19 protein-coding genes are annotated in these 25,920 nt (G+C 72.4%); 8 read left to right on the top strand and 11 right to left on the bottom strand.

Annotated elements, in window-relative coordinates; all coding sequences use genetic code 11:
• Positions 1-118: 118 nt before the first annotated feature.
• The 3 genes from EKD16_RS03330 (at position 119) to EKD16_RS03320 (ending at position 2,007) form a co-directional block, all read left to right on the top strand.
• Positions 119-535, top strand: coding sequence for a DUF4307 domain-containing protein (locus tag EKD16_RS03330; protein WP_131097038.1), 417 nt, complete (start codon positions 119-121; stop codon positions 533-535).
• 175 nt (positions 536-710) lie between these two features.
• Positions 711-1,217: a transcription elongation factor GreA gene (gene greA, locus EKD16_RS03325; protein ID WP_131097037.1), complete on the top strand. Its 507-nt coding sequence runs from the start codon at positions 711-713 to the stop codon at positions 1,215-1,217.
• 259 nt (positions 1,218-1,476) lie between these two features.
• Positions 1,477-2,007: an RDD family protein gene (locus tag EKD16_RS03320; protein ID WP_242677217.1), complete on the top strand. Its 531-nt coding sequence runs from the start codon at positions 1,477-1,479 to the stop codon at positions 2,005-2,007.
• A 43-nt stretch (positions 2,008-2,050) separates the two neighbouring features.
• Here the strand turns inward: EKD16_RS03320 and EKD16_RS03315 are convergent, their stop codons facing one another.
• Both EKD16_RS03315 and EKD16_RS03310 read right to left on the bottom strand, forming a co-directional pair.
• A complete protein-coding gene (locus tag EKD16_RS03315) occupies positions 2,051-3,544 on the bottom strand; it encodes a hypothetical protein (protein WP_131097035.1) in 1,494 nt (497 codons plus the stop codon).
• 1,330 nt (positions 3,545-4,874) lie between these two features.
• Complete coding sequence (locus EKD16_RS03310; RefSeq protein WP_131097034.1) at positions 4,875-6,035, bottom strand: FIST signal transduction protein; 1,161 nt, start codon at positions 6,033-6,035, stop codon at positions 4,875-4,877.
• Positions 6,036-6,225: 190 nt separating this feature from the next.
• Here EKD16_RS03310 and EKD16_RS03305 point away from each other — a divergent pair, with 190 nt between their 5' ends.
• Both EKD16_RS03305 and EKD16_RS03300 read left to right on the top strand, forming a co-directional pair.
• Entirely contained in the window at positions 6,226-7,653 is a 1,428-nt protein-coding gene (locus tag EKD16_RS03305) for a sigma 54-interacting transcriptional regulator (RefSeq protein WP_242677216.1), read from the top strand.
• Positions 7,654-7,686: 33 nt separating this feature from the next.
• A complete protein-coding gene (locus EKD16_RS03300) occupies positions 7,687-9,642 on the top strand; it encodes a vWA domain-containing protein (RefSeq protein ID WP_131097033.1) in 1,956 nt (651 codons plus the stop codon).
• 48 nt (positions 9,643-9,690) lie between these two features.
• Here the strand turns inward: EKD16_RS03300 and EKD16_RS03295 are convergent, their stop codons facing one another.
• From EKD16_RS03295 to EKD16_RS03285, 3 genes are all read right to left on the bottom strand, one after another.
• Entirely contained in the window at positions 9,691-10,260 is a 570-nt protein-coding gene (locus tag EKD16_RS03295) for a UTRA domain-containing protein (protein ID WP_131097032.1), read from the bottom strand.
• A 78-nt stretch (positions 10,261-10,338) separates the two neighbouring features.
• Positions 10,339-11,172 carry a GntR family transcriptional regulator gene (locus tag EKD16_RS03290; RefSeq protein WP_242677215.1) on the bottom strand — a complete coding sequence of 278 codons (834 nt, stop codon included), beginning with the start codon at positions 11,170-11,172 and terminating at the stop codon, positions 10,339-10,341.
• Between the two features lie 191 nt (positions 11,173-11,363).
• A complete protein-coding gene (locus EKD16_RS03285) occupies positions 11,364-12,161 on the bottom strand; it encodes a GntR family transcriptional regulator (protein WP_131097031.1) in 798 nt (265 codons plus the stop codon).
• Between the two features lie 240 nt (positions 12,162-12,401).
• Between EKD16_RS03285 and EKD16_RS03280 the strand changes: the two genes are divergently transcribed.
• Entirely contained in the window at positions 12,402-12,686 is a 285-nt protein-coding gene (locus EKD16_RS03280) for a hypothetical protein (RefSeq protein ID WP_131097030.1), read from the top strand.
• A 120-nt stretch (positions 12,687-12,806) separates the two neighbouring features.
• Here EKD16_RS03280 and EKD16_RS03275 read toward each other — a convergent pair whose 3' ends face one another.
• From EKD16_RS03275 to EKD16_RS03260, 4 genes are all read right to left on the bottom strand, one after another.
• The gene (locus EKD16_RS03275; RefSeq protein WP_131097029.1) at positions 12,807-13,952 is read right to left on the bottom strand and encodes a cystathionine gamma-synthase; all 1,146 of its coding nucleotides are present in this window, start codon (positions 13,950-13,952) and stop codon (positions 12,807-12,809) included.
• Positions 13,953-14,015: 63 nt separating this feature from the next.
• A complete protein-coding gene (locus EKD16_RS03270; protein ID WP_131097028.1) occupies positions 14,016-15,107 on the bottom strand; it encodes a glycosyltransferase family 4 protein in 1,092 nt (363 codons plus the stop codon).
• Positions 15,108-15,114: 7 nt separating this feature from the next.
• Positions 15,115-16,035, bottom strand: coding sequence for a glycosyltransferase family 2 protein (locus EKD16_RS03265; protein ID WP_131097027.1), 921 nt, complete (start codon positions 16,033-16,035; stop codon positions 15,115-15,117).
• A gap of 47 nt (positions 16,036-16,082) precedes the next feature.
• Complete coding sequence (locus EKD16_RS03260; protein ID WP_131097026.1) at positions 16,083-18,128, bottom strand: hypothetical protein; 2,046 nt, start codon at positions 18,126-18,128, stop codon at positions 16,083-16,085.
• Positions 18,129-18,414: 286 nt separating this feature from the next.
• On the opposite strand from EKD16_RS03260, the gene EKD16_RS03255 reads away from it, so the two are divergent.
• Positions 18,415-19,263, top strand: a complete 849-nt coding sequence (locus EKD16_RS03255) for a TIGR03089 family protein (RefSeq protein ID WP_131097025.1) — start codon at positions 18,415-18,417, stop codon at positions 19,261-19,263.
• Positions 19,264-19,384: 121 nt separating this feature from the next.
• Complete coding sequence (locus EKD16_RS03250; RefSeq protein WP_242677214.1) at positions 19,385-20,737, top strand: LCP family protein; 1,353 nt, start codon at positions 19,385-19,387, stop codon at positions 20,735-20,737.
• 960 nt (positions 20,738-21,697) lie between these two features.
• On the opposite strand, the gene EKD16_RS03245 is transcribed toward EKD16_RS03250, so the two are convergent.
• Both EKD16_RS03245 and EKD16_RS03240 read right to left on the bottom strand, forming a co-directional pair.
• Positions 21,698-23,863, bottom strand: a complete 2,166-nt coding sequence (locus EKD16_RS03245) for a glycosyltransferase (protein ID WP_131101960.1) — start codon at positions 23,861-23,863, stop codon at positions 21,698-21,700.
• Between the two features lie 277 nt (positions 23,864-24,140).
• Positions 24,141-25,907: a hypothetical protein gene (locus tag EKD16_RS03240; RefSeq protein ID WP_131097023.1), complete on the bottom strand. Its 1,767-nt coding sequence runs from the start codon at positions 25,905-25,907 to the stop codon at positions 24,141-24,143.
• Positions 25,908-25,920: the final 13 nt, after the last annotated feature.

Raw genomic sequence — 25,920 nt, 5'->3', positions numbered from 1 at the left:
GCCCCGCGGGATCGACCCGCGCCGCCCGCCTCACGACATACGAGGCCGGGGTGGATCAAGGGCGACCCGGGACGGGGCTATCTTAGACAACGTAGTCCCCACGTTCGGAGATTCCCGCATGCCCGACCGCCCGGCCGACCACCCTTCCGGCACCACCGAGTCCGCCGCGTCGTGGACGCGGCGGCGCCTGGGCAACACGCCCGTCTTCTTCGTGGTGGGCGTGCTCGCGGCGGTGGTCTTCACCATCGGATGGGGATACGCGCTGATGAGCTACGGCGGCTCGCAGGGCGCCTCGGTGCAGGTGATCGCCTGGAACATCGAGTCGGCGCGGGAGGCCGAGGTCACGTTCCAGGTGAACAGCGATGCGCCCGCGGAATGCGTGATCACGGCGCGCGACGGGCAGCATGTGGTCGTGGGACAGACGAGTGTCGAGGTCGAGTCGGGAATCCGCGACGTGACGGCCACTGTCGACACGATTCGCGAGGCTTCCGCGGTAGAAGTCGGCTCCTGCAGGGAACAGAGTCCCACAAGGTAATCCGCCGACCTATCCGCCCACGGGATCCGCCGCATCCCGACCGTTCACGATCCTCGCCTCGCACCGCGCGGACCAGCGTTTACCGCCCGGACGTCGGAATGTCGCGGTGATAATCTCGTAAGTTCAGCTTCGGCCGATAGCGGCCGCAGTCACTAGTAGCACCAAGGGAGTTCCCGTGACCGAGACCCGCGATGACAACGTCACCTGGCTCACCCAGGAGGCGTATGACCGGCTCAATGCGGAGCTGGAGCACCTGACGGGCACGGGTCGCATCGAGATCGCCGACAAGATCGAAGCCGCTCGCGAAGAGGGTGACCTCAAGGAGAACGGCGGCTACCACGCCGCCAAGGAGGAGCAGGGCAAGATCGAGGCCCGCATCGTCCAGATCCAGAACATCCTGCGCAACGCGCGGGTGGGCGGGGCACCCCACAAGGCCGGCACGGTCGGCCCCGGTATGACCGTCACCATCAAGTTCGAAGGCGATGACGAAGAGGTCACCTTCCTCCTCGCCTCCCGGGAGGAAAGCGGAGCACCGATCGACGTCTACTCGCCGAAGTCGCCGCTGGGCAGCGCCATTAACGGCGAGAAGATCGGCGAGACGGTCAGCTACACCCTGCCGAACGGCCGCAGCGCCTCCGTCGAGATCATCGACGCCGTCCCCTACGGGTCCGAGAGCTCCTAGCCGGGGCCGGAAAACGCGGAAGGGGCGGCCCGCGGGCCGCCCCTTCCGCGTTGGAGGGTTTGGGGACGCACCGCTCAGGGCGACGACCGGCGTCCGATTCCACTGCCGACCGCCCCGGCCCCCGGACCGCCATGCACGCCCCCGAGGCCGCGGGCGCGATGCACGCGCCGAGCCGACCGCGGCCGGGTTCGGCCCGCGTTCGCCCGTAAGACGCCGCCTCCCGGTGACCGGACCGCCCGCGAGGTGGCACGATATGCCGGTGACCGCTTCCTGGTACCCCTGGCACAACGCTCCCCCGGGGCAGCCCTACTACGGCGCGCCGCAGCAGCACCCGCGAGTGGCCTCCTTCGGTCGGCGCCTCGGCGCACGGCTGATCGACTACACGCTCGTCGGCTTCTTCATGTTCGTGCTGTTCATCCTGGTCTCGCTGATTGCCGAGGCGTCGCTGGAGGGCGGCCGGGCCATCGCCGACCCGTACTTCGACGCGTGGGCGACGCTGTTCTTCTTCGGAGCGGGGCCGACGATGTTCCTGCACGACTGGCTGTTCAACGCCGCACGCGGGCGCACGCCGGGGAAGGCGATGCTGGGTATCCGCGTCGTCCGCCGGGACGGCGGCCCGCTGCGGCAGGGACAGGCCGCCGGACGCGCCGCCGTGTTCGGGCTGCCCCAGACCATGCCCTGCCTGGGACAGCTGTTCACCCTCGTCGAGTGCCTCTCCGCGCTGTCCGACGCTCGGACGGCACTCACCCTGCACGACCGCGCCGGCGGAACCATGGTCGTGCGCGGCTGACACCGCACAGCGCCCCCGCCGGGGCGGCGACCGCTTTCGAGGACTACTCCGTGGCGCCGTTCCGCGGGCACTCCGGCGCCCCGTTGCCGCCGCGGACGTAGGCCGCGGGGACGTAGTCGGCCGGGCCGATCCGGAACCACCGCGCGCTGACACCCTGCGGTCCGGTGACCTTCTCGCCGGCCACGCGGCAGGTCACGTCCACCTCCGCGGCGGCCGCGGCCAGCCCCCGCTCGGGGTAGGACGTGCCCGGCCCCGACCGCACGGCCACCGTCTCCACACTGCCGCCCGACGAGATGGCGGCGCGGTCGGCGTATTCCGCCGTCCACAGGTAGTCGACACGCACCCAGGCGTTCGTGCCCAGCTTCAGCCCTTCGCGGAACGTGCCGTCGGCGAGGTCGATTCCGGCGGGGTTGCGGACCCGCCGGCCGAACCCGTCGCGGCCGCCGTTGTAGCCGTCCTGGTAGGCGGCCTGGGCCTGGGGCAGGCCGCGGGTCAGGTCGTCCCAGCGCTCGCGGTCGGCGTTCCAGTGGTCGTCGGTGATGTTCCACGGCCCCACGTCCCACACCGGGGCGTAGACGCACCGCCGCTCGGTACCGGCCTCCGGACCGCGGGAACCACGACTCCGGTCGGCGGCGGAGCCGGTTTCGGTTTCCCCGTCCGGCGATGCGGCGTCCCCGACGTCCGAGCGGCCGTCGTGGTTCGGGGTGTCCTCGGCCGCACTCGCGCCGGTGCACACACGGACCGTGTAATCGCCGCGGTGGCGCTGCGACAGCCCGCGCCGCGACGGCAGGGCGACGAAGTGGTCGCTCTCGCCGATGCGGTGCCCGTTGGCGGTCAGCTGTCCGACCTGGCCGATCCGGGTCGCGAAGACCCGCGCGGAGAACGGCCGCGAGCGCTCGGTGGCCGGCTCCTGCCGACCGTCTCCGCCCTCGGATGCGGTATCGCCGTCCTCCGGTCGGTCGAGGGGGCGCAACCGCACCGCCGAGAGCACCCCCGCCAAGGACCGGCCTTCCCGTCGGTCGGCCGCGGTGCCACCGGTCTCGACGGAGGGCGCGATGCCGATACGCACTTGCAGGCGGGCGACCGCCTCGGGCAGTCCGACGGTCGCGCGCAGCTCGCCGTGCTTGTCGGCCTCGGGCCGGGCACCGCGCCACTGGGTCCACATGCCGTCGGTACGGACGCCCCGGGCTTCCACCAGCAGTCCGCCCGGGCCGCCGGAGTGGTCGAGCCGGACGGCGACGGCGTCCGCGGCCTGCTCCAGAGGATGGCCGGGGAACGTGACCAGTGGACCTGGCGAGTCGGCGGCGCGCCCGGCGCCGCCGGGCGTTCCGGTCGGCAGCCGGAGACCGCCGTCGCCGGTCAGCTCGGCGCGGACGCGGGCGGCCTCGCCCAAGTCCTCCTCGATCCAGCCGCGGCCCGAACCGCTTGTACCACCCACTCCGATGCCCTGAGCCGCCGCGCCCTCCACCGCGAGCGGCGCCAGCAGCAGTGCCCCCGACAATCCGGCGGCCGCCGCGCGCATCCAGGAATCCGGCATGTCGCCCCCTCACTTGGGTCACTCTCAGTAAGCAGGGTGTGCCATTCTCGGCAAAGGCGGCGCGCCGGACGCACAGGGACAGGAACAGGGACAGGAAGGGAAAGCGCCGGCAGAAGGGGCGGAGTGATGCGCGGCGGACTCAGCGGTGCAGGTGAGCGGCGCGGAGCGCTGTGCGGCCTTGTGATCTGACGGATGACGGGGTTCCGGGACGGAAGGCGGCGGCGAGGGCGGCGGATGGCTGGCCTGCGGTCACCGGGTCGGGTGCTCGCCGGTTGGGCACCCGACGGGGCGGCGAGGCCGCGGGGTGGCGCCTGCACCCAACGGATCGGGTGCTCGCCGGTGGCGCGTCTGACGGATCGGCGGCTCGGCTCTGCTGCGCGGCCTTGTTGGTCTGCCGGGTGGCGGGTGGTCTTAACTGGAAAGCGGCGGCGAGGGCGGCGGATGGTCGGGCCTGCGGTCACCGGGTCGGGTGCTCGCCGGTGGCGGTGGTCCGCGGGGGCGGCGGCGACGCCGGCGGGGCCGTTCCTGCGGTGGTCGGGGCGGCGGTCACCGGCCCCTGGCCGCGGATGGTCGAGACCCGGGGGCCGCCGCTCGGTTGTCGGCGCGGGTCTGATGCGGGGCTCCCGGCGGCGGTCATGCACCCGGGTCGGGGCAACGAGTCGCACGTAGGTGCGGCGGCATCGGCCTCGGCGCCGCCCCGAGGTGCCGCCCCCGCACCGTCAATCCACCCCGCCGCGCGGCCTCCGGCCGGTGCGGGCCCGGCCGGAACACGGCGACACTCAGCCGGCCATACCGGCGATGATCGTGAACTTATGGCCGCGGAATGCGCTTTCCTGTGGCCATAAGTTCACGATAGACGCGTCGAGTCTGTCTCCAGGGTGAGATTCGGCGCCGAATCCGTCCCTGCAGACAGACTCGATGGCACCGCTGTCGACCAACGCAGGGTTCCGTCCAGACAGCGGCCGGAATCCGGTGGAAACCGCGCATTAGATGCGCCGACCGGCCCGCGGCCCCCGAACGCCGCCCCCGCCGCACGCGCCACCGGCGAGCACCCGGCCCGTTGGGCGCGGGCGTCACCCCGCGGTGCCCTCGGCGCCGCTTTCCAGTGAAGGCCACCCGCACCCGGCAGACCAACAAGGCCGCACAGCAGACCGCAGCCGCCGCCCCGCCGCACGCGCCACCGGCGAGCACCCGGCCCGTTGGGCGCGGGCGTCACCCCGCGGTGCCCTCGGCGCCGCTTTCCAGTGAAGACCACCCGCACCCCGGCAGACCAACAAGGCCGCACAGCAGACCCGAGGCGCCCCCGGATCCACCTCGGCCTAAACGCGGGTCATACCTCGAAGGCCAGCATGCACGCGGTCAGCGCGTGCAGGTGGTTGCGCCCGGCCACCGGGCCGATCTCGCCGGCGGCGAAGAAACCGCCCACGCTCTCGATACCGAGGTTCTGCTGCACCAGCCGCACGTCGTGGTCGGCGGTGGGGAACATCGACGCGCCGCGCCCGTTGCAGGAGAACAGTAGCGCCGCGGCGGTGCGGCCGCCGGTCTCCTCACCGAAGGACCGCAACCGCTCGACCAGGTCGGCGGCCGCGCTGTCGTGGTCGCGGACCTGGAAGCGCACCGTCTGGCCGACCTCCACCATCTCGCCGATGGTCAGCGCCCCCGCCTCGGGGTCGGCGCCGACGACCGAACGCACCAGGAAGTCGCCGTGTTCGTGGCTGTCGGCGTACTCGTCCATCGCGATGCCGATGTGCAGGCCGTTGGCGGCCAACTCCTGCTCCTCCGGCGGCAGCGAATTGACCAGGGACTCCAGCCGCTCATAAGCCGATCCGCCGGCCAGTTCCAGGATGAGGTTGCCCTCGGACTTGGTGACGGCCATCGGGCGCCCGATGGGCCGGCAACCCTGGCTGACCATGGTGCCCACGATGCCGGCACCGCCCAGCAGCAGCCCGACCGCGCCCGCGTCGGCGACCTCGCCGTCGCAGAACAGCCGCACGGAGTCCTGACCGCGCATCCCGTCGGCCAGTCCGCCCACGATCGGCAGCCCGCCCAGTGCGTCGGTGGACCGCTCCACGAACGACTGGGCCGGAAACTCGTACGGGTTGACCAGCAGCAGCGCCGCCCGATCGGATTCGTCGGGTTCGTGCATGCCCACCACGGCCAGGTGGTCGCCTTCGGGGATGACGTCGAGCCGGAACGGCGTCAGGGTGACGTCGGGCAGCCGCGCCGCCCATACGCTGACCGCGCCCTGCTCCTCGACGCCGCGGCCCGCTCCGACCACACCCGTCGAGCTGCAGCCGACCGTGACCGCGCTGCCCGACAGCGCCATGATGCGCTCACCCGCCAGAGTGACCTCGTCGGGGTCGGCGCCGCAGATGAAGAAGCACACGAAGTCGGCCGCCTCGTCGAGACCCCGCGTGGCGTCGCGCAGTGCCCGCTCGGCGGCGCTCACAAGGTCGGCGCCTGTCGCCAGCGCGTCACCGAACCTGGCCATCAGCCGCCACCTCGCTCATCGGACCCGACTCCATCAACCGGACCATACTCCCAGTCCCACGCGATCAAACCCGCGCAGGATCCAGGGTATTTCCGCGGTCCGCGAGGTGTGGGACCGCGCGGTCGGAGTCGGCTGCGGGGTGTGGGACGCGCCACTGGCGGAATCGGCACCGGTGCATAGACTCGACGCTGTGTCTGCAGCGATCACTCGCCACACCGCTCCCGACGATCTGCCCGCCACCCTCGGCGCCCTGCGCGCCTCCGGGCACATCCACCGCCCCGTCAAGCACGAGGTGCGCGAGAACCTGCTTCGGCGCATGCGCGCCGGCGAGGACCGGTTCCCCGGCATCGTCGGCTTCGACGAAACCGTGCTGCCCCGGGTCGAGCGTGCCCTGCTGGCCGGCCACGACCTTGTGCTGCTGGGCGAGCGCGGACAGGGCAAGACCCGGCTGATCCGCACCATCGCCGCGTTGCTGGACGAGTGGACCCCCGTCGTCCGGGACTGCCCCGTCAACGACCACCCCTACGAGCCCGTGTGCGCCCGTTGCCGGGCGCTGGCCGCCGAGACCGGCGACGAACTGCCCGTCGACTGGTGGCACCGCGAGGACCGCTACGGCGAGAAGCTGGCCACCCCGGATACCGCCGTGGGCGACCTGATCGGCGACGTCGACCCGATCAAGCTGGCGGAGGGCCGCAGCCTCGGCGACCCCGAGACGGTGCACTACGGGCTCGTACCGCGCACCAACCGGGGGGTGTTCTGCCTGAACGAGCTTCCCGACCTGGCCGCGCGCATCCAGGTGGCGCTGCTGAACGTGCTGGAGGAGCGCGACATCCAGATCCGCGGCTACGCCCTGCGCCTGCCGCTGGACGTGCTGCTGGTCGCCAGCGCCAACCCCGAGGACTACACCAACCGCGGGCGCATCATCACCCCGCTGAAGGACCGCTTCGGCGCCGAGGTGCGCACCCACTACCCGGTCGGTCTGGAGGAGGAGGCCGCCCTGGTCCGCCAGGAGGCCGACCCGGTGCCCGGCGTGACGGTGCCGCGGCACCTGGTCGAGATCGTCTCGCGGTTCACCCGGCTGGTGCGCGACTCCTCCTCGGTGGACGACCGCTCCGGCGTCTCGGCGCGCTTCGCGGTCGCGGGCGTGGAGACCGTGGCGGCCTCGGCCCAGCGCCGCGGCGCGCTCACCGGCGAGGACGACCCGGTGGCGCGCGTCTGCGACCTCCCCTCGATCGTCGAGACGCTGCAGGGCAAGGTGGAGTTCGAGGTCGGCGAGGAGGGCCGTGAGACCGAGGTGCTGGCGCACTTGCTGCGCCGCGCCACCGCCGAGACCTTCCGCCGGACCCTGGGCGGCGCCGACCTTACCGCGCTCACCGAAATCTTCGCCGAGGGCGGCACCGTGGAGTCCGGCGAACTGGTCAGCGGCGCCGAGCTGCTGCGCGGCGTCGGCCCGCTGCCCGGACTGGCCGACCTGATCACCCGCCTCTCCCCGGAGGAGGACACCGGCGAGACGCCGGGGTTCGCCGCCGCCGCGGTGGAGTTCGCGCTGGAGGGGCTGTACTTGAACCGGCGGCTGTCCAAGGACAGCGTGCGCGACCGCACCGTCTACCGGACCTGAACGGGGCGCAGAGCCGCCGGAGGGGAGACATCCGTGAACCGCTTCCGCTACGGCGAGTACGACGACGGACCCGACCCGCTCGCCCCGCCCTACGACGTGCGCGGCGCCGTCGACGAGATGGGCCGCGACATCATGGCCGGGGCCGACCCGCTGCGGGCGCTGCGCGACCTGCTGCGCCGCGGTACCCAGAACGTCCGCGGGCTGGACGACCTGTTGCGCGACGTGCGCCGGCGCCGCGATCAGGTGCGTTCCCGCGGCCGCCTGGACGGCACGCTGGAGGAGGCGCGCGCGCTGCTGGACCGGGCGCTGGGCCAAGAGCGCGGCGAGCTGTTCCCCGACCCCTCCGACGACGCGCGGATGCGCGAGGCCGAGCTGGACTCCCTGCCCGAGGACACCTCCGCGGCCGTGCGCAGGCTCGCCGACTACCAGTGGCGCTCGCAGGCCGCCGCGCAGAGCTTCGAGGAGCTGCGCGACCTGCTGCGCCGCGAAGTGCTCGACACCCACTTCCAGGGCATGAAGGAGGCGCTGGCCAACAGCGGCACCGAAGACATGCAGCGGGTGCGCGAGATGGTCGACGCGCTCAACGCGATGCTGGAGGCAGACGACCGCGGGGAGCACACCCAGGCCGACTTCGACCGCTTCATGGACGCCTACGGCGACATGTTCCCCGAGGAGCCCAAGCCGCGGAACCTGGAGGAGCTGGTCGACTCGCTGGCGCGGCGCGCCGCGGCCGCCCAGCGCATGATGGACTCCCTTACCCCTGAACAACGCGCCGAGCTGCAAGGGCTGATGGACGACGCGAACGAGCAGTCGGGCATGAGCGAAGCCCTGGAGCGGCTCTCCGGGGCGCTGCGCGGCCGCCGGCCCGACCTCGACTGGAGCGGCGGCGAGCGGATGGCGGGCGAGCAGGGCCTGGGCATGGGCGACGCCACCACGGCGGTGCAGGAGCTGGCCGACCTCGCCGAACTCGACACCGCGCTCAACCAGGGCTATGCCGGGGCCGGGCTGGACGACATCGACGAGGAGGCCGTGCGCCGCGCGCTGGGCCGCCGGGCGGTCGACGACCTCGACCGGCTGCGTGCGGTGGAGCGCGAACTGCGTGACCAGGGCTACCTGGAGGGTTCGCGCAACCGGCTGCGGCTGACGCCCAAGGCGGTGCGCCGACTCGGCGAGACCGCGCTGCGCGAGGTGTTCGCCGACACCGTGAACAGCCGCCCCGGCGGGCACTCCGCCGACGCCGCCGGGCATTCCGCCGAGCCCACCGGCGCGACCCGCGCCTGGGAGTTCGGCGACGAGGAGGCGCTGGACGTGGTGCGCACGCTGCGCAACGCGATCGGTCGGGGCGGCGCGGACTCCGGAGGCCGTGTCCGGATGCGGCCGGAGGACTTCGAGGTCGCGGAGGCCGAGCGCCGCGACGCCGCGGCGGTGTGCCTGCTGGTGGACCTGTCGTATTCGATGGCGCTGCGCGACCTGTGGGGCACCGCCAAGCAGACCGCCATGGCCCTGCACTCGCTGGTGACGACCCGGTTCCCGCAGGACGCGGTGCAGATCATCGGGTTCAGCGACTACGCGCGGGAACTGCCCCCCGACGGGCTCGCCGAGCTGTCCTGGGAACCCGTCCAGGGCACCAATCTGCAGCACGCGCTGCTGCTCGCCGGCCGCCACCTGGACCGCCACTCCGACTTCGAGCCGATCGTGCTGGTGGTGACCGACGGCGAACCCACCTCGCACCTGGAGCGGGACGGATCGGCGGCCTTCGCGTGGCCGCCGTCGGACGAGACCACGGCCGCCACGCTGGCCGAGGTCGACCGGATGACCCGACGCGGCGCCGGACTGAACGTGTTCCTGCTGGCCGACGATCCGCGCCTGGAGCGCTTCGTCGACGAGGTCGCGCGGCGCAACGGCGGCCGCGTCGTCCGCCCCGACGCCGACCGCCTCGGCGGATACGTCGTCCGCGACTTCCTCTCCCGGCGCCGCCGGGCGGGGTGAGGCGGCCGCCCGGCGGCGCCGGGCGGCGGAACATTCCCGGGCGCCGCCTCAGCGGCCCTGCGCGGACACCGGTGCCGGCTCGCCCGACTCGTAGCGCAGCACCATCCCCCCGCCGAGCGGCGCCACGGTGACGGTGACGCGCAGCACGCGCTCCGCCGACCAGACCTTGCGCACCGCCCGAACGGCCGGGGTGCCTTCGGGCACGCCGAGATAGGCGCCCTCCTCGGCGGTGGCGCGGTGCGCGGCGACCTCGTCCTCGTAGCCGATCTGGCGGTGCCCCAGCGCCGCCAGCGTGTTGATGGTGCCTTCCGGGATGTCTGCGGCCCGCTCCAGGTCGGTGCCGGCGGCCAGGTCGGCGGGGTAGTAGGAGTCCTCCAGCGCCACCACCCGGCCGTCGACGGCCCGCACTGCGCGGCGCAGCAGGGTGCGGTCGGTGCCGAGCCGTTCGACGACGGGCCGGGGCGTGTGCCAGGGCTCGGACGTCACCTCCAACTGCTTGGCGGGGCTCATGTCCTCGTCCACGGCGAACTGGTCGAACGCGTCATGGGCGGCGCCGGCGCGGACGCGCTCGCGGCTCGCCGGGTAGTAGAAGGTACGGGTGTCGTGCTGAACAACCAACTGGGATCTCCCTCGCCTGAGGTATGCGGAGACGGCGAGCCGTCCGGTGCGGGAACCACCTGTCACCGGACGACCGGGTCAATCGGAGTAGGCGAAGGCCTCCATCGCGTCCTGCAACTGCTGCTGCGTGGTGGGGCCCTCTGCGTAGACGAGTTGGTGGCGGTTGGCCGGCATGAGCGTCTCGGTGTAGCGGATCGGCAGGTCGGGGCCGCCGGGACGCTCGGGGTCGCGCGCGTAGGCGAGCCGCTCCTGCACCAGCAGCGGAACGCCCGGCTCCAGGTCGAAGTCGGTGGACTCCTGCGGAGACGGCATCTTGGCCCGCACCACGTCCCAGGAACGCGTCTGCGGGTAGCCCATCTCCCGCAGCACGACCCGCGTCCCCTCCTCGATGTCCCGCGGGCTGGTCAGGTCGCTGCCCCGGGCGATCTCGCCCGGGTAGTAGGAGTCCTGGCGCTCCCACAGCTTCGTGCCGAACCAGCGGTCGCACCTGCGCCGGGCGAGCGTGTCCGAGGCTCCCTCCCCGAGGCCGAGCAGGCGCGTGGCGCGCGGGAAGTCCCCGCTCATCTTCCACTCGAACTCGAAGTCCAGGTGCGGATCGCCCAGGGACTCCTGCGCCATCCGCTGCACGTAGCGGGTGTAGCGCTCGTCGTCGGGAGCGCCGTCGATCGTCGACGCCAGGTGCACGGTGGGGCGCGGCTGGACGGGCACCCAGCTGCCGCTGCCGTGCTTGGTGACGATGCGTCCCTGCCGGGCGAGCTCGGCGAGGGCCCCGCGGACGGTGTTGCGCGACGCCCCGTAGCTGCGGACGAGCTCGTCCTCGGTGGGCAGGCGCTGCCCCGGCCCGTAGTCGCCGTGGTTGATCTTCTGCAGCAGATCGTCGGCGATGTAGTTGCGCCGGGTCACCCGTGCCACGGTCCCGCCTCCCCTGCGGAAAACCGCTCCCGCGCTTGCGGCGGTCGGGAGCGGTCCGCGAAAAGCCTCGGACTCCCGCCGTTCACGGGAGTCGTTGGTATGACTCGTCTAATGCTGCCCAGGAGACTAGATCCTCCGTTACCGCCGATCAAGTGCGCCACGGCGGCCTGCGACCATTCCGATCGGCCGGGTCAGCGGTCGTAGACGTTGACGTCCGTGGCCATCCGGATCAGCTCCGAGGAGACCTCGCCTTCGGCGTAGAGCAACTGGTGGCGGTCCGCCGGCATGTGCGTGCGGGTGAAACGGATCGGCGTCGTGCCGGAATAGGCGACCCGCTCGTGCACGAGCAGCGGGACCCCCGGCCCCAGGGCGAAACGCGAGGACTGCCTGAGGGAGGGCATCTTGGCGCCGACCACATCCCACGAGCCGGTCTGCGGGTAGCCGAGTGCGGTCAGCACCTTCTGCGCACCCTCGGGGATGTCGACCGGGCGGTCGAGATCGGTGCCCGCGGCGATGAAGTCCGGGTAGTAGGACTCCTGCCGCTCCCACAGCCGCGGGCCGACGAACCGGTCGCAGCGGCGGATGACGACGAATCCCCGCTCCTCGGACGGATCGAGGTTCAGCAGGCGGGCCAGCGCCCCGGTGGCCGCCTCGCGCCCCACCATCAGCTCCTCCCGCGGCTCGACGCCCTGCTCGCGGCGCACGCGCTCGAAGTAGCTCGCGTAGCGCTCGTCGTCGGACTGGCCTCCCACCGGAGACGCGAGGTGGACGGTAGGGCGGTATTCCCGCACGGTGCTGCCGCTGCCCTGCTTGGTGTTGATGCGGCCGCGGCTGGAGAGCTCCTGCAGCGCCCGCCGCACGGTGTTGCGCGAAGTGCGGTAGGTGTCGACTAACTGGTCCTCGGTGGGCAGAGAGTCGCCGGGCGCGTAGCGCCCCTGGTCGATCTCCTCCATGAGGTTTTGGGCGATCTCGATGTGCCGAGGTTCCACTGCTGCTCCCAGCGATTTCTTCGATTCGTTCCAATGAGTCTACTGAAACTCCTTGACGTGGCACCACTTACACCGCATGGTGGAGTCATAGGAATGAATCACATAAGGCCAAACAGGAGACAAAGAGGTCCGAGCCAACCATCAGACGGAGCCAGCGGAATGATTCATTCCTCTTCCGGTCGCCCAGGCCGGAGCGTGCGGACATCGGACGGGTGCCCGCACGGAGCGAGAGGAGGGGCAATGTCCCTGGTAATCGGAACGATCGTGGTCATCCTCGTCGTCTTCTTCAGCGCGCTGCTGGGCATGTTGGTCGCCGCCACCATCGGTATCCGGCGCAGCGACCGCGGCCACTACCGCGCCCTCCGCAACGGGCGCGACGACCGCACTTTCTCCGGTGCGGGACGCAGCTTCAGCGGACTGCGGTTCCTCGACAACGGCTCGGTCCCCGTGGACTCCGGGACCACCGCGGAAGAGCAGGACGAAGAGGACGACTCACGCTACGGGCACCCCCAAGCAGTAGCGTGACGCCCGAATGAAGGCGACGCGCCGCCGCTGAGGCGGCAGGCGCACCGCGCGCCCGGCCGAGGCCGGGCGCGTTCCTCGTGTCGGCCCCCTGGCGCATTCGCGGCGAAGGGCCGGCGCCGACTACTGCTCCAGCGCCTCGGCCAGGTCGGCCACCAGGTCGTCGCCCGACTCGATACCGACCGACAGCCGCACCAGATCGGCGGGAACCTCCAGCGGCGAGCCCGCGGCCGAGGCGTGGGTCATCCGCCCGGGGTGCTCGATCAGCGATTCCACGCCGCCCAGCGACTCGCCCAGGGTGAACACGCGCGACCGCTCGCACACCTTCAGCGCCGCCTCCTCGCCGCCGCGGACCCGGAAGGAGATCATCCCGCCGAAGGCGCGCATCTGGCGCCCGGCGGTCTTGTGGCCCGGGTGCTCGGCCAGGCCGGGATAGTAGACCTCCGAGACGGCCGGATGGCGCTGCAGGGCCGCCACGATGAGCTCGGCGTTGGCGCAGTGCCGGTCCATCCGCACGCCCAGCGTCTTGATCCCGCGCAGTGTCAGCCAGGCGTCGAAGGGCCCGGCGACCGCTCCCATCGTGTTCTGGTGGAACGCCAGCCGGTCGCCCAGTTCGGGGTCCGATACCACCAGCGCGCCGCCCACCACGTCGGAGTGGCCGCCCAGGTACTTGGTGGTGGAATGCACCACCACGTCGGCGCCCAGGGTCAGCGGGCGCTGCAGGTAGGGCGAGGCGAAGGTGTTGTCGACGACCAGCAGCGCCCCGCTGTTATGGGCCACGCCCGCCAGCGCCTCGATGTCGCTGATGGTCAGCAGGGGGTTGGTGGGGGTCTCCGCCCAGATCGCCACCGTCTCGGGGCGCACCGCGCGGCGCACCGCCTCGGTGTCGGACTGGGGCACCGCCTCCCACTGCACGCCCCAGCGGTCCAGCACCTTGGAGAAGAGCCGGAACGTGCCGCCGTAGGCGTCGGAGGGGATGATCACGTGGTCGCCGGGCTTGGCGACCGTGCGCAGCAGCGTGTCCTCGGCCGCCATCCCCGATGCGAAGGCCAAACCGCGGATCCCCGACTCCAGTGCCGCCAGGCACTCCTCCAGCGCACCCCGCGTGGGGTTGGCGGTCCGCGAATACTCGTAGCCGCTGCGCAGCCCGCCGACGCCGTCCTGGGCGTAGGTACTGGTCTGGTAGATGGGCACCACGACCGCGCCGGTCTCGGTGTCGGCCTCCTGGCCTGCGTGAATGGCCAGTGTCTCGAACCCGTCGAACGTCATGGCACTCACACTAACGCCGTGGTCGCCGACGCGGTGGCCGCGGCGTTCGGGCACGGCGGCCGCTCAGCCCGTCAACGCCTCGATGTAGGCGTCCCAATGCGGTGCGGGGTCGACGGGACGCACCGCGGCGCGCAGCCGCTCGGCCGTGTCGCCGGTGTAGAACCGGCGCAGGGCACAGGTGAGGTCGTCGGCGTCGCCCGGCTCGCACAGCAGGCCGTCCACGCCGTCGGTCACCTGGTCCGCGAGCCCGCCGGCGCGGGTGGCGATCGCCGGGAGGCCGTGCTCGTGGGCCAGATATACGTTCTGCGTGGCGGTTGCGGACCGGTAGGGCAGCACCAGCGCGTCGGCGCCCGCGAACAGCCCGGGGAGCTGCGCGGCCGGCACGTAGCCCTCCCGGAAAACGACGCGGTCGGCCACACCGAGCTCGCGGGCGAGGTCGCGCAACCGCTGGGAGCCGCCCCAGAACTCACCGGCGACGGTGAGCCCGACATCGGCCGGGGCTCCCCGGGCGAAGGCGCGCAGCAGTACGTCGACGCCCTTGTAGGGCCGCACGATGCCGAAGAACAGCAGGTTGCGCCGCGTGCCACCCTCGGCCGGGGGCGCGTCCGCGCCTTGCGCCCGGGGCAGGTGCGGCGGCAGCGGTGCCCAGCGCGCCGACGCCCCGTCGCCGACGAGCCCTCGGACCAGCCGGGCCTGCTCGGGGGAGTGCGCCAGCACCGCGTCGACGCGCCGCAGCAGCATGCGCATGAGCGCGGTGTCGCCGGGGCGCCGCTCGTGCGGCAGCACGTTGTGGCACAACGCGAGCGTGCGTGCCCGCGCTCCCACCCCGGCCAGGATGCCCAGGTAGGGCACGGCCTGTGCGGGGATCAGCACGGTCACGACGACCAGGTCGGCCTCCGCGCCTGCGCGGCGGCCGGTGCGCCACCACCCCAGCGGCCGGTTCCACGAGAGGTGGCGCCGGGTGTCGCCGAAAAGCTCGCCCTCCGGGGCGTCGACGGTCTGGCGACCGGGGTAGAGCCGTTCGGGGTACTGCGCCCGCCACGACTCGATGGCGACCGTGTGCCCGCGCACCGCCAGTTCGCGGGCCAACTCGGTGGTGTGGCGCGCGCCGCCGCCCTTGTAGGGGTGCGCCGGACCTACCAGGCTGATGCGCATGCCGGCCTCAGGCGCCGTCGCGCGAGCGCACGATCAGGTCGGCCAGCAGCGCCATGGCCGCCACGATCAGTCCGCTGGTCAGCAGCATGATGGTGTTGTTGGGGATGTAGAGCGGCTCCCGCACCTGGTCGAAGACGAACTTGGCCGCGCCGATGCCCAGGAGCCACAGCGCGAGCGGCATCAGCACCTTGAGCGGGTTGAAGTACATGACCATCCGCAGCACCTGCAGCAGATACCGGTAGGCGTCGCGCACGAAGTGGAACTTCGACTTACCCGACCGCTTGGCGTAGTCGATCGGCATGTAGTGCACGAGGTGCTGGTTGGACAGGAACGCCAGAGTGATCGTCGTCACACACGAGAATCCGGGTGGCAGCAGGCGCAGATAGGGCAGCGCCACCTCGCGGCGGAAGGCGCGCAGGCCCGAGTTGAGGTCGGGGATGCGGGTATTGGTCAGGCGCTCGGCGAGCTTGCGGATCAGCCACTTCATGGGCACGCGCAGCAGGCGGTGGCTGCCCGACTCCTGCGTGCGGGCCCCGACGACCTGGTCGATGTCGGGGTTGGCCGCGAGTACGTCCACCAGCTCGGGAATCCGCTCGTTGGGGTAGGTCATGTCGGCGTCGGTCCACACGACGACGCGCCCGCGGGCGCGCTGGGTGCCGATGCGGCGCACCGTGCCCGCTCCCCCGTTGTGGCCGAAGGAGATCACCCGCAGGTGCGGGAAGAGCGGCTCGGCCTCGCGCAGCAGCGCGAGGGTGTCGTCGGTTGAGGCGTCGTCGACCGTCAGCACCTCGTAGGAGTGGTTCGAGGCGTCCATCGCGGCGCAGACGCGCTCGACCTCCTTGATGACGTGGTCCTGCTCGTTGAAGCAGGGCAGCACGACGGTGACATCGGGCGTCCGCTCCGGCGCACTGTCTTCGTTCGGGGTCATCTCGCTCACGGTGGGGTTCAGGATAGCTGTGCCGCCGCATGGGACGTTCAGGGCACGACGGCGATCCACACGTCGCCGTCGAAGATCCATCCGCCCGAGGGCGGCTTCATCAGGGTGCTGGGATCCTGCGTGGTGTGGACGTCGAAGGGGTGGCGCACGGGCGTGTCCGGGGAGATGTGGGGGATGATGCGGCGCGGCTGCGATGCGGCGAGCACGGGTGTGCGGCCGCGCTGCTCGATCTCCTCGATGATACGCGCGACGTCGCGTTCGGGCTCGGCCGAGGAGAGCCCGGCGACGGGTACGCCGCACATGCCGCGGACCAGCTGCATGTAGCCGCCGTAGACCCCGTCGACCATGAGGACGCTGGCATCCGGAGGTATGGCGTCGCACAGCTTCTTCGTCGCGGCGACGCTGCCCACGTCTGAGCGGTAGGTCATCACCCCGGCGGCGGTGACTGCCGTGGGCACGAGCATCACACCGATGCCCACGGCGGCCGCCGTCGCCGACATCGCCCGGCCCCGCCAGGCCCGCCCGCCTACGGAATCGGTGTTCACCCGACGCGCCAGCCAGGCGGTGAACCACACCGCGAACAGGATGAAGGCCGGAAGCACCAGGACGATCAGCCGCCGGCTCGCCCACGGATGGTCGGGGGTGATGGCCGGCCGCAGCAGGGTCGTCACCACTGTCCAGGACAGCACCATCGCGGGCAGCACCCACTGCTGCGCCCGGTGCTGCATGATGCGCCGCACGAGCAGCGCCGCGCCGAACGTCGCCAGCAGGACCGTGCTCAGGCCCACGTACCAGCCCACCCAGTACAGGCTCATCTCGTAGTAGGTGCGGTCGGGGTTCTGCGGCAGGTTCTCGATCTCCTGCACCTGCCCGATGTAGGCGGCCGTGGCCTCGTCGCCGTGCCCGAGGTCGGTGTAGAACAGCGGGCGCAGCGCCAGCCCCGCCATCACCAGGACGACGGCGACGGCCGCGGCCGCGGGCAGCCACGACGGCCGGTCGCCGCGGGGGACGCCGCGCCGCCACAGCAGGGCGACACCCGCGGCGACGCAGACGAGCACCGCCGCGCTGATCGCCAGCAGCGGGTTCAGCGACGCCGAGAGGTGCTCCAGGTAGGGGCGGGAAAGGCCGTAGCCGGCGACGGCGCCGTAGCCCAGGCCCACCGCGAGACCGCCCAGCAGCGGCAGCGCCTGGCCGCGCCGGGCGAGCAGCAGCAGGCCCGCGAACGCCACCACCGGCAGCAGGTCGCGCAGCGCGTCGACGCGCACCACCAGGCCCATCCCGAAGACCAGTCCGGCGGCGCCCGCGAGGGTGTGCCACCTGCTCCAGCCGCCGAGCCGCACGCGTCTCGTGAGCGCGTCGAAGGCCAGCGCCAGCGCGCCCAGCAGCAGCACCTGGGCCACCGGCTCGCTGTAAGTGGAGCGGCTGATCCACTGCTGCGTCTGGCACACGGCCAGCAGCAGCGCACCGGCGGGCGCCCAGCGCGGGCCCACGAGGCGGGCAGTCAGCCCTCCGAAGGTGAGCACCCCCAGCGCACCGACGACCGGCGGAGTCACCAGCATGCCGGTGATCCCGCCCAGCCAGTGGCCCACGGTGTAGACGAGCGGGGCGCCCGCGAGGAACTGCGGCCAGATGACGTCGCCGACCTGGTAATAGGCCAGGCTGCCGTAGACCAGCGCGGGATGGTCCCCGGCGATCAGGTCGCGCTGCTGGGGGATGGGGAGCGAGCCGTGCTGGGCGATCCACGAGGTGTACTGCGCATACGAGGCTGGATCACGGCGGATGACCAGAATCTCGGAGTGGTAGCCCAGCTGCACGGCGGCGAAGGCGGCGGCGATCAGCGCGGTCAGCGCGAGCGGCCACCACGGCAGACCGCGGCCGGCGTCGCCCTCGCCGGGCAGCGCGGGCACCAGCCGGAAGACCGCCACCAGAACCACCGCGACCGCCGGGATCCCCAGGAGCGCGCCGGTGAGCGGGGTGAGCACATCGGCGAGCAGCAGCGGGAATGCGACGAGCAACCACGCCGTCAGGGCGGCGGCCGGTGCTGCGGTGACACGGGCGAACAGGCGGGCGGAGGTCGATCCCATGCATGCACCTTCTCAGCTTCGCCGCGCCGGGTGCGCCACGAGGCCGCCGGGAGGCCGCTGAGCGGAGCGCCCGCCTGACGGCGCCGCGGGCACTCGCCGCCCGGCACCGGCGGCCCGCGCGGCGGCGGGCGCGGACGCCCCCGCCGCCGCGCGGGCCGCGCGCGGACGTGAACGACCCTCTTTCCCCGTGAGTAACATGTGGCGCGCGGCGGGTCGGAATACCCGCGGCCGCGAGCGGCGCTCGCAACACCGCGACGCACCCGAGGCGACTGGGAGAGGACGGCGGATGGGTACCGAGACTCCTGCGGACCTGTGGCGGTCGGCTGTCGCCGCCGACCCCGCGCGCCCGTTCGTCACCGCCTACGACGAGGCGAGCGGCGGACGCGTGGAGTTGTCCTTCGCCACCGTCGACAACTGGGTGTCCAAGACGGCGAACCTGCTCGTCGACGGCCTCGGCGCCGAACCGGGCGACCGCGTCGCCCTGGCGCTGCCGGTGCACTGGCAGAGCCTGGTGTGGCTGCTCGCGTGCTTCGCGACCGGCACGACCGCGGTGGACGGCGGTCCCGGCGCGATCCCCGACTGCGACATCGCGGTGGCCGACCCCGAACGGCTGGAGGCCGCCCTGGGCACCGGCGCGCGCGAGGTGGTGGGGACGTCGCTGCACCCGCTCGGCGCACCGCTGCCCGAGTGCCCGCCGACGGCGACGGACTACGGCGTCGAGGTGCGCGGGTACGGCGACCACTTCTCCCCCGGGCCGCTGGATCCGTCGGCTCCGGCGTTCGAGGTCGTCGCGGACGCGTCCGGTGGCACCGACCTGACCGGTGCCGCAATTTCGGAGCTGACCTGCTCGGGAGCCGAGCTGACCGAAAACGCCCGCGGCAGGCTGGCCGCGTGGGGGCTGACACCGGCCGATCGCGTGGCTATCATCACCTCTGCGCCGAATTCCCCCGCTGCGCTGGGTGCCCGTCTGGCCCTCCTCCTCGGGCCGGTCGCCGGGGCGCTGCCGCTCCTCCTGCTCCCCGGTAGCGATTCGGCTAACCTGCAACCGCGGCTGGAAATGGAGCGTGCCACGGCGATCGCCGGTGCGTGGCCCGGCACCCCCGCACTCGCCGAGGCATTCAAGCCGCTGACCTGACCCCTCCCCTCATTGGTGCCACATGCCCGGAAAACGCTCGTCCCGAGGTTCCGCGAAGGGCCGCGCGGCGAGGAAGAGCCTGTCGATAGGCGGCTGGCTCGCGGTGCTCACCACCGCGGCCGTGATCGGTACCAGTCTCACGGCCTATGCCGCCTACTACGACATCTACGGCAACATCGAGCAGCAGAACATCAACACCGACGCGTTCGGCGACCGGCCCAGCAGGGTCGAGGGCGCACTGAACATCATGGTGATCGGTTCGGACATCCGCACCGGTGAAAACGCGAACTACGGTGAAGCGGAGGGTGCGCGCCCCGACTCGCTGATCGTCGCGCACATCTCCCCCAACAACGGCCGCGCGAGCCTGATCAACCTGCCGCGCGACCTGATCGTCGACCTGCCAGCATGCAAGGGCAGCGGCGACAAGCCGGGCATGCCGGCCCAGCGCGGCATGATCAACTCGCCGATGTCGTTCGGCGGGATCCAGTGCCAGTGGAAGGCCGTCGAACAGGTCACCGGCATCCACATCGACCACTTCGTCAGCGTCGACTTCAGCGGGTTCAAGGGCATCGTCAACTCGGTCGGCGGTGTGCGCATGTGCATCCCCGAACCTATCGACGACGAGAAGGCCAAGCTGCACCTCGAAGCCGGCGAGCAGGTCCTCAACGGCGAGGAGTCGCTGGGCTACATGCGCTCCCGCTACGGCCAGGGCGACGGCAGCGACCTCAGCCGCATCAAGCGCCAGCAGGAGTTCCTCGGCGCGATGCTCAACCAGATCATGAACGGCAAGATCCTGACCCGCCCAGGCAACATCACCTCGTTCCTCGGCTCGGTCACCGAGACCATGACCACCGACGACCAGCTGACGCTTGAGGTCATGACCGACATCGCGATCGCGATGCGCGAGGTCGACATGGGCAACATCAACTTCGTCACCGCGCCCAACGGCCAGGCCCCGTCCGATCCCAACCGCCTCGCTCTCACCCAGCCCCAGGCTTCGCAGCTGTTCGACGCCGTCTCCAAGGACCAGAGCATCACCGGCGACGACGGCGGCGGCGAGGGCTCCGGCGGGGACAAGGGCAAGGAGCAGGAGAAGGAGCAGGTCAAGCCCGCGGACATCTCCGTGGAGGTGCTCAACGGCGAAGGCACGCCCGACCTGGCCAGCCAGGTGGGCCAGTGGCTGACCACCGAAGGCTTCCAGGTGGCCGGCACGGGCAATCCGCTCCAGATCCCCTCTCAGACCACGATCTACTACGGCCCCGGAAAGAAGGCCCACGCCCAGGCCCTCGCCGACGAAGCCGTCAACGCCACCATCGAGGAGAGCCCCAACCTCGGCGACACGGTTCAGCTCGTGCTCGCCCAGGACTGGGAGGGCTTCACCAGTACCGCCGGGAGCAGCGGCGGCTCCTCAGGCGACTCGGCCGGCGGCGTCGAAGGCACCACCGCGGCCGAGGCCGAGCAGAAATGCTCGTAGGACGACGATAGTGCCCCCGGTGGCCACCGGTACTCGGTGCCGGTGGCCACCGGGGTGCGGTTCCGGTGGCAACCGGGGGTCGGCGCCTCTCGGGGGTGCGGCGCCCCCGGTCTGCCGAGCGGTCTTGAAGCCTGGCGGGTATCAGGCTGCCTGAAGGAAAAGCGGCGGCGACGGCGGCGGATGGCCCAGCCCGCGGTGGTCGCGACGACGGTCAACCGGCCCCTGGCTGCGGGTGGTCGAGCCCGGGGGTCGCCGCTCGGTTGTCGGCGCGGCCTGATGCGGGGCTCCCGGCGGCGGTCATGCGGCCGGTTCGGGCCACGGGATGCACGTACGTGCGGCGCTATCCGCCTCGGTGTCGCCCCGAGGTGCCACCCGCGCACCGTGATTCCGCGATACGGAACAACACGGGGTGTTTCGTCCACCAATGCCCGATTCCCCGGTGGGCCCGCAGCCGCGCCGCGGCGGCGGTGGCGCACGAGGTACGCCGAATGGCGCGAGAAGCGCCCCCGGCGTCGACTTTTCGTGCACCTCGTCGCCGCCGCGCCCGCCGAGGCCGCCCGCAAAACGGGGATAGGCCCCCAAAAGCCCACCCCATCGGACGGTGGGGCAGTCGTCGGCCGCGCCCGGACACCACGAGCGACGTGTCGTCGCCCCCCGGCCCCGATCCGGCGCACCTTCGGGTCGTGCGGGCGCCGGTATGTCCCCTATGCCGGCCCATCCGGCGATGTATCGCGAACTTATGGCCGCGGAATACGCTTACCTGCGACCATAAGTTCGCGATAGACGGGCCAAGCCGCGCCCGACCCGACAACCGCGGCCCCGACCCTGCGCCGACCTCCACCCCTCACCCTCCACACCCGTCGCCGCCCGCTCATGCCACCGGCCCGCCGCGGGTGTCCGCGGCGGGCCGGTCGGTGCAGTGGGGCGCGGAGCGGCGGGCCCGGTCGGACCCGCGGGCGCTCAGGCCGTGACGACCCCGGCGGGGTCGTTCGGTTCGGGGACCTTGCCGTGCACGATCAGGTCGGTCCACATGTCGCACACGCGGCGCAGCGAGTAGTTCTCCGTGATCTCCGCCTTCGCGGCGCTGCGGGCGGCGTCGAAGCGGCCCTCGGAGACGATGGCGTGGATGCCCTCGGCCATCTCCGCCGGGGTGTCGTGCAACCACCGGGCGGAGTAGATGGTGTCGGCTCCCGGCCAGGTCAGCACGGCGGGGACGCCGCCCGAGGCCGCGCACTCGGCCGGAGCGAGGTGGAAGCTCTCGTCGTCGCTGGTGGAGAGCATGAACCCGACCCGGCGCAGCCAGGTGGCCACATCCGGGCCGAAGGGATCGAACACCACGCCCTCGGCCAGCAGCGGGTCGCGCTGCACGGTGCGGTAGGTGCGCTCGTAGTACTCGCGCTCCTCGGGCCGGTTCCACACCCACCAGTAGTCCCATGGCTGCTTCGTCTTGACCGCCAGCGTGTACCGGGGGTCGCGCCGGCGCAGCTCGCCCAGGACCTCGATGCCGCGGTCCAGCCGCTTGCGGGAGGGGGCGATGCCGACCATGCCGAGGGTGTACTGCGCCCCCGGCAGCTTGGGCCGGTCGAGCTGGTCGACGTCGACCCAGTTGGGCAGTACGACGACCTTGTCCGTCGGCCAGCCGGCGAGTTCGCGGGTCAGCGAGGCGTAGTAGGGGCTGACGCACACCACCGCGTCGACCTTGTCGATGTCGAGCTTGCGCGGCCACTCCGCGTAGAGCTCAAAGCGGTGCAGGCGCACGACCAGCCGCTGGTCGGGCCGCTTGTGCTCGGCGTAGAACAGGGCGTTGGGACCGCACCACTCGCAGATGACGACGTCGGCCCAGGCCGCCAGCTCCCTGCTGCGGTACTGGTCGTGGTTGCGCAGCGCCTCCCACTCGTCCAGGCGCACGTCGAGGCCGGGCAGCGAGGTGAGGTAATCCGCCAGCCGGGTGAAGAACTTGAGATCGTGGCCCGCGATGACCACCTTCAGCGGCCGCTGGGGATCGGTGCCGGTGGGCGCCGACGGGCAGGCGAGTTCCAGATAGCCCTTGAGGCGCTCGGCCGCCCGCTCCAGGCTGAAGCCGTCGGCTGCGGCGCGGCAGCGCTCGGCGGCTTCGCGGTAGATCTCCGGGTCGGCGGCCAGTGTCAGGGTGTCGGCGACCGAGCCGACGTCCTCACCCGCGTAGAGCGGGTAGTCGGCGCCGAGCAGCCGCTCGTGCATGGGGGTCCGGTTGACCACGACGGGCAGCCCCAGCGCCCCCAGCTCCAGCACCTTGGTGGACAGCTCCAGGCTGGCGTCCATCTCGGGCGCGCGCCAGGACAGGCCGACGTGGCAGCCGGCTGACAGCTGCAGCGCCTCGGCCCGGGGCTTGCCGCCGTGCCAGACGAGGCCCTCGGTGTTCTCCAGGGCCTTGCTCATGCTGCGCGCCCACTCCGGGGAGTCGCGGTGCACCTTGTCGCCGATCATGTGCAGCTCGGCGGGTACCCCGCGCTCGGCCAGGGCGGCCGGCAGTTCGGTCATCTCCAGGGTGTTCCACCGCGGCGCGAACTTGCCGGTGTAGACGAGCTTCAGCGGCTCCTGCGGGGTGCCTGCGCCCGTCGCGTCGTCCGGGGTGATCACGACGGGCGGGAAAAGGACGCTTTTGCCGCAGGCCGCCGGCACCGAGGTCTCCAGGAAGCCGCGCAGCTCCTCGGTCTGGCAGAGCAGGAGCCGCGACGCCACGGCGATGTCGGAGATCTCCGAGACCGCGGTCGCGTTCATCTCCGCCACCGTCTGAGGGACGTCGGTGAGGTAGGTCCACAGCCGCCCCGCGAGCTGCTCGTCCTGCGCGGCGGCGATCGCCAGCCGCCGCCCGCGGACGACGACGACGTCGAAGCGCTCCTCGGTGTCGAGCCGGACCATCAGCTCGACGGCCTGCTCGGGCGTGAGGCCGCGCTGGCCCGCTTCCGGAACCAGGCGCTCCTCGTGCGGGCGGCGCACCGTCACCCCGGCCGCAGAGGTCAGCGGCGCCACCAGCCGGTCGGTCGTCACGGGCGCCTTGAGCAGCAGAGTGGCCTCGCACCCGGCCGCGGCCAGTCCCTGGGTCATGGACTGGGCCCAGACGGCCGAACCGTCGATGATGTTCATGTCGACGTCGCCGTAGACGAGCGCGCGCAGCCTCCTCGGCCGCTCGCTCGCCGCGCCGCCGGTGCGGTCGGCCTGGGGGCCTCCGGCGTCGCCGACTCCGCTCGCTCGCTCGCGTTCGCGAGGATGGTTGGTCACGTGCTTCCCTTCATTCCGATCCTCCGGGTCGCGCCCGAGTGGACGCCGTCCCGTATGTGCGCGGCCCACCCGGAGTCCGGTCGGCGGCCGACCTGTTCGGATTGCGCTTGACGGCGTTGTTGCTTAGCGGTTCGATGCGGCATCAGCCGGTGTTGGGCGTGGTGCGCGCACGGTCGGAGGATCGCGACTCGCCGGCGCCGCGCAGCGGCCCGAGGGCCAGCAGCCGCGCTCCGTGCCTGTTCCAGATGCCCGGCTGCAGCGCGCGGCCGACGAGTTCCCGGCGGGCCAGCTCGGGCACGATCGCACTGACGAAAACATACTCCTGCTCGGCCGCCGCGTCGTCGACCGCGTCGGCGGGCTCGGCTCCGAACGACTCCGCCGACCGCCACGCGGGCACCGCGGGCCCGACAGCGTCGGCGCCGGAGCACTCGGCGGCACACAGCAGGTCGGCCAGGTAGTCGTCGCCGCGCGGTCCGCGCCACAGTGCGGTCCACGGCGCCGTGGCGGCCCGGGCGAGCCGGGCCCAGTCGTCGGGCCGGGCGTCCTGCTCCGGCACGGCGACCGCGGCGGTGCGCAGCGGGATGCCGTGCGAACGCAGCCGCTCGACCCCGGCCAGGTGGGCCACGCCCTCGGGCACCACGACCTCGGCGGGCGCGTGGGACTGGCCGAGGACGTCGCCGGCGAGCGCCAGGCTGGCGGCGTCGTCGCCGGGCAGCGCCAGGATCGCGGTCTCGCGCCCCTTGAGCGGCAGCGACGGGCTGCCCGATCCGGGCGCGAAGCCGACGCGGGCGAAGATCTCGGCCAGGCGGACCGGCGTGGCGTCGGTCAGGAAGACCGAACGCAGCACCAGGCGCAACTCCTCGGAGGTGAGCGGGCCGACTTCGCGCATCCGGGCCAGTTCGTCGGCAGCGGCGCCCGAGCGCAGCGCCGCCGCGTCGGTGGCGACGGTGCGCACCGCCGAGGCACCGGGCCCGTCGGTCTCGGCGCGCTTGAGGTCGCCCAGCAGCAGGGCGCGCGCACCGCACACCAGGGCGCGGTCGGCGAGCGCGGAATCGTCGACGACGACCCCCGATGCCGAGCGCAGGCGATCGGGCAGCTGCTCCCAGTCCTCGGGGAGCCGGCGGAGACCGTCCGCGGCGAGCCGCTCGACCAGCCGGTCGACCACCACGCCGCCCGGCGCCGGTGAAGGCACGTGGGCGGGTTCGCCGGAGCGCTCGGGTTCGGCGGCGACGGGGTTGAACCGGTGCAGGGGGACGCCGGCGTCGCCGCGGTGGACGTGGTCGAAGCCGAGCGCGGCGAGTCCGGGCGGCGCGGGGGCGTCCTCGATGAGGATGGTCGGAACGCCGCGTGCCTCGGCGGTCTCCACCACCCAGCTGAGCACCCGGGTGCGGTCGGAGACGGCCGGGTCGCCCGCGTGGGCCCACAGTGAGCCGGGTGCGGTGGCCGACGCCGAGACGCACACGAGGTCGACGTCGACGGACTCGAAGGCCGCCTGCGCGTCCTGGGGCCGCAGGGGCACCACACGCACATAGGGCTCCAGCGCCGCCCGCACCTCGGCTGCGAGGACGCCCGCCACGACCAGCCGACTGTCGCGCACGCCCACGCCGCCGGAGAGCAGCCGCGCCTCCTGGCGCTCGGCGTCGAAGGAGCGCACCGGCTCGGTCTTGGCGCCCCGGCCGGTGCGCGGCTGGGTGCGGCCGGCCCGGCGCCAGAGGCGGAAGAGGTCGCGCGGCAGCCGGACGAGGCCGCGTGCGGGCCGCTTGGCCGCGGCGGTGAGGGCGCGGCCGACTTGCAGCGATGTGGAGCCTTCGAGCGCCGCCAGCCGGGCCTTGGCCTCCTGGAGCTGTGCCTCCCGCTCGGAAAGGGCCTGCCGCAGTTGTTCGGTGTGGCTCAGATCACGCCGTTTCACGGGTACTTCCTGC

The sequence above is a fragment of the Streptomonospora litoralis genome (assembly GCF_004323735.1).
GTDB lineage: Bacteria > Actinomycetota > Actinomycetes > Streptosporangiales > Streptosporangiaceae > Streptomonospora > Streptomonospora litoralis.
This window is presented reverse-complemented; position numbering and strand designations above follow the sequence as displayed.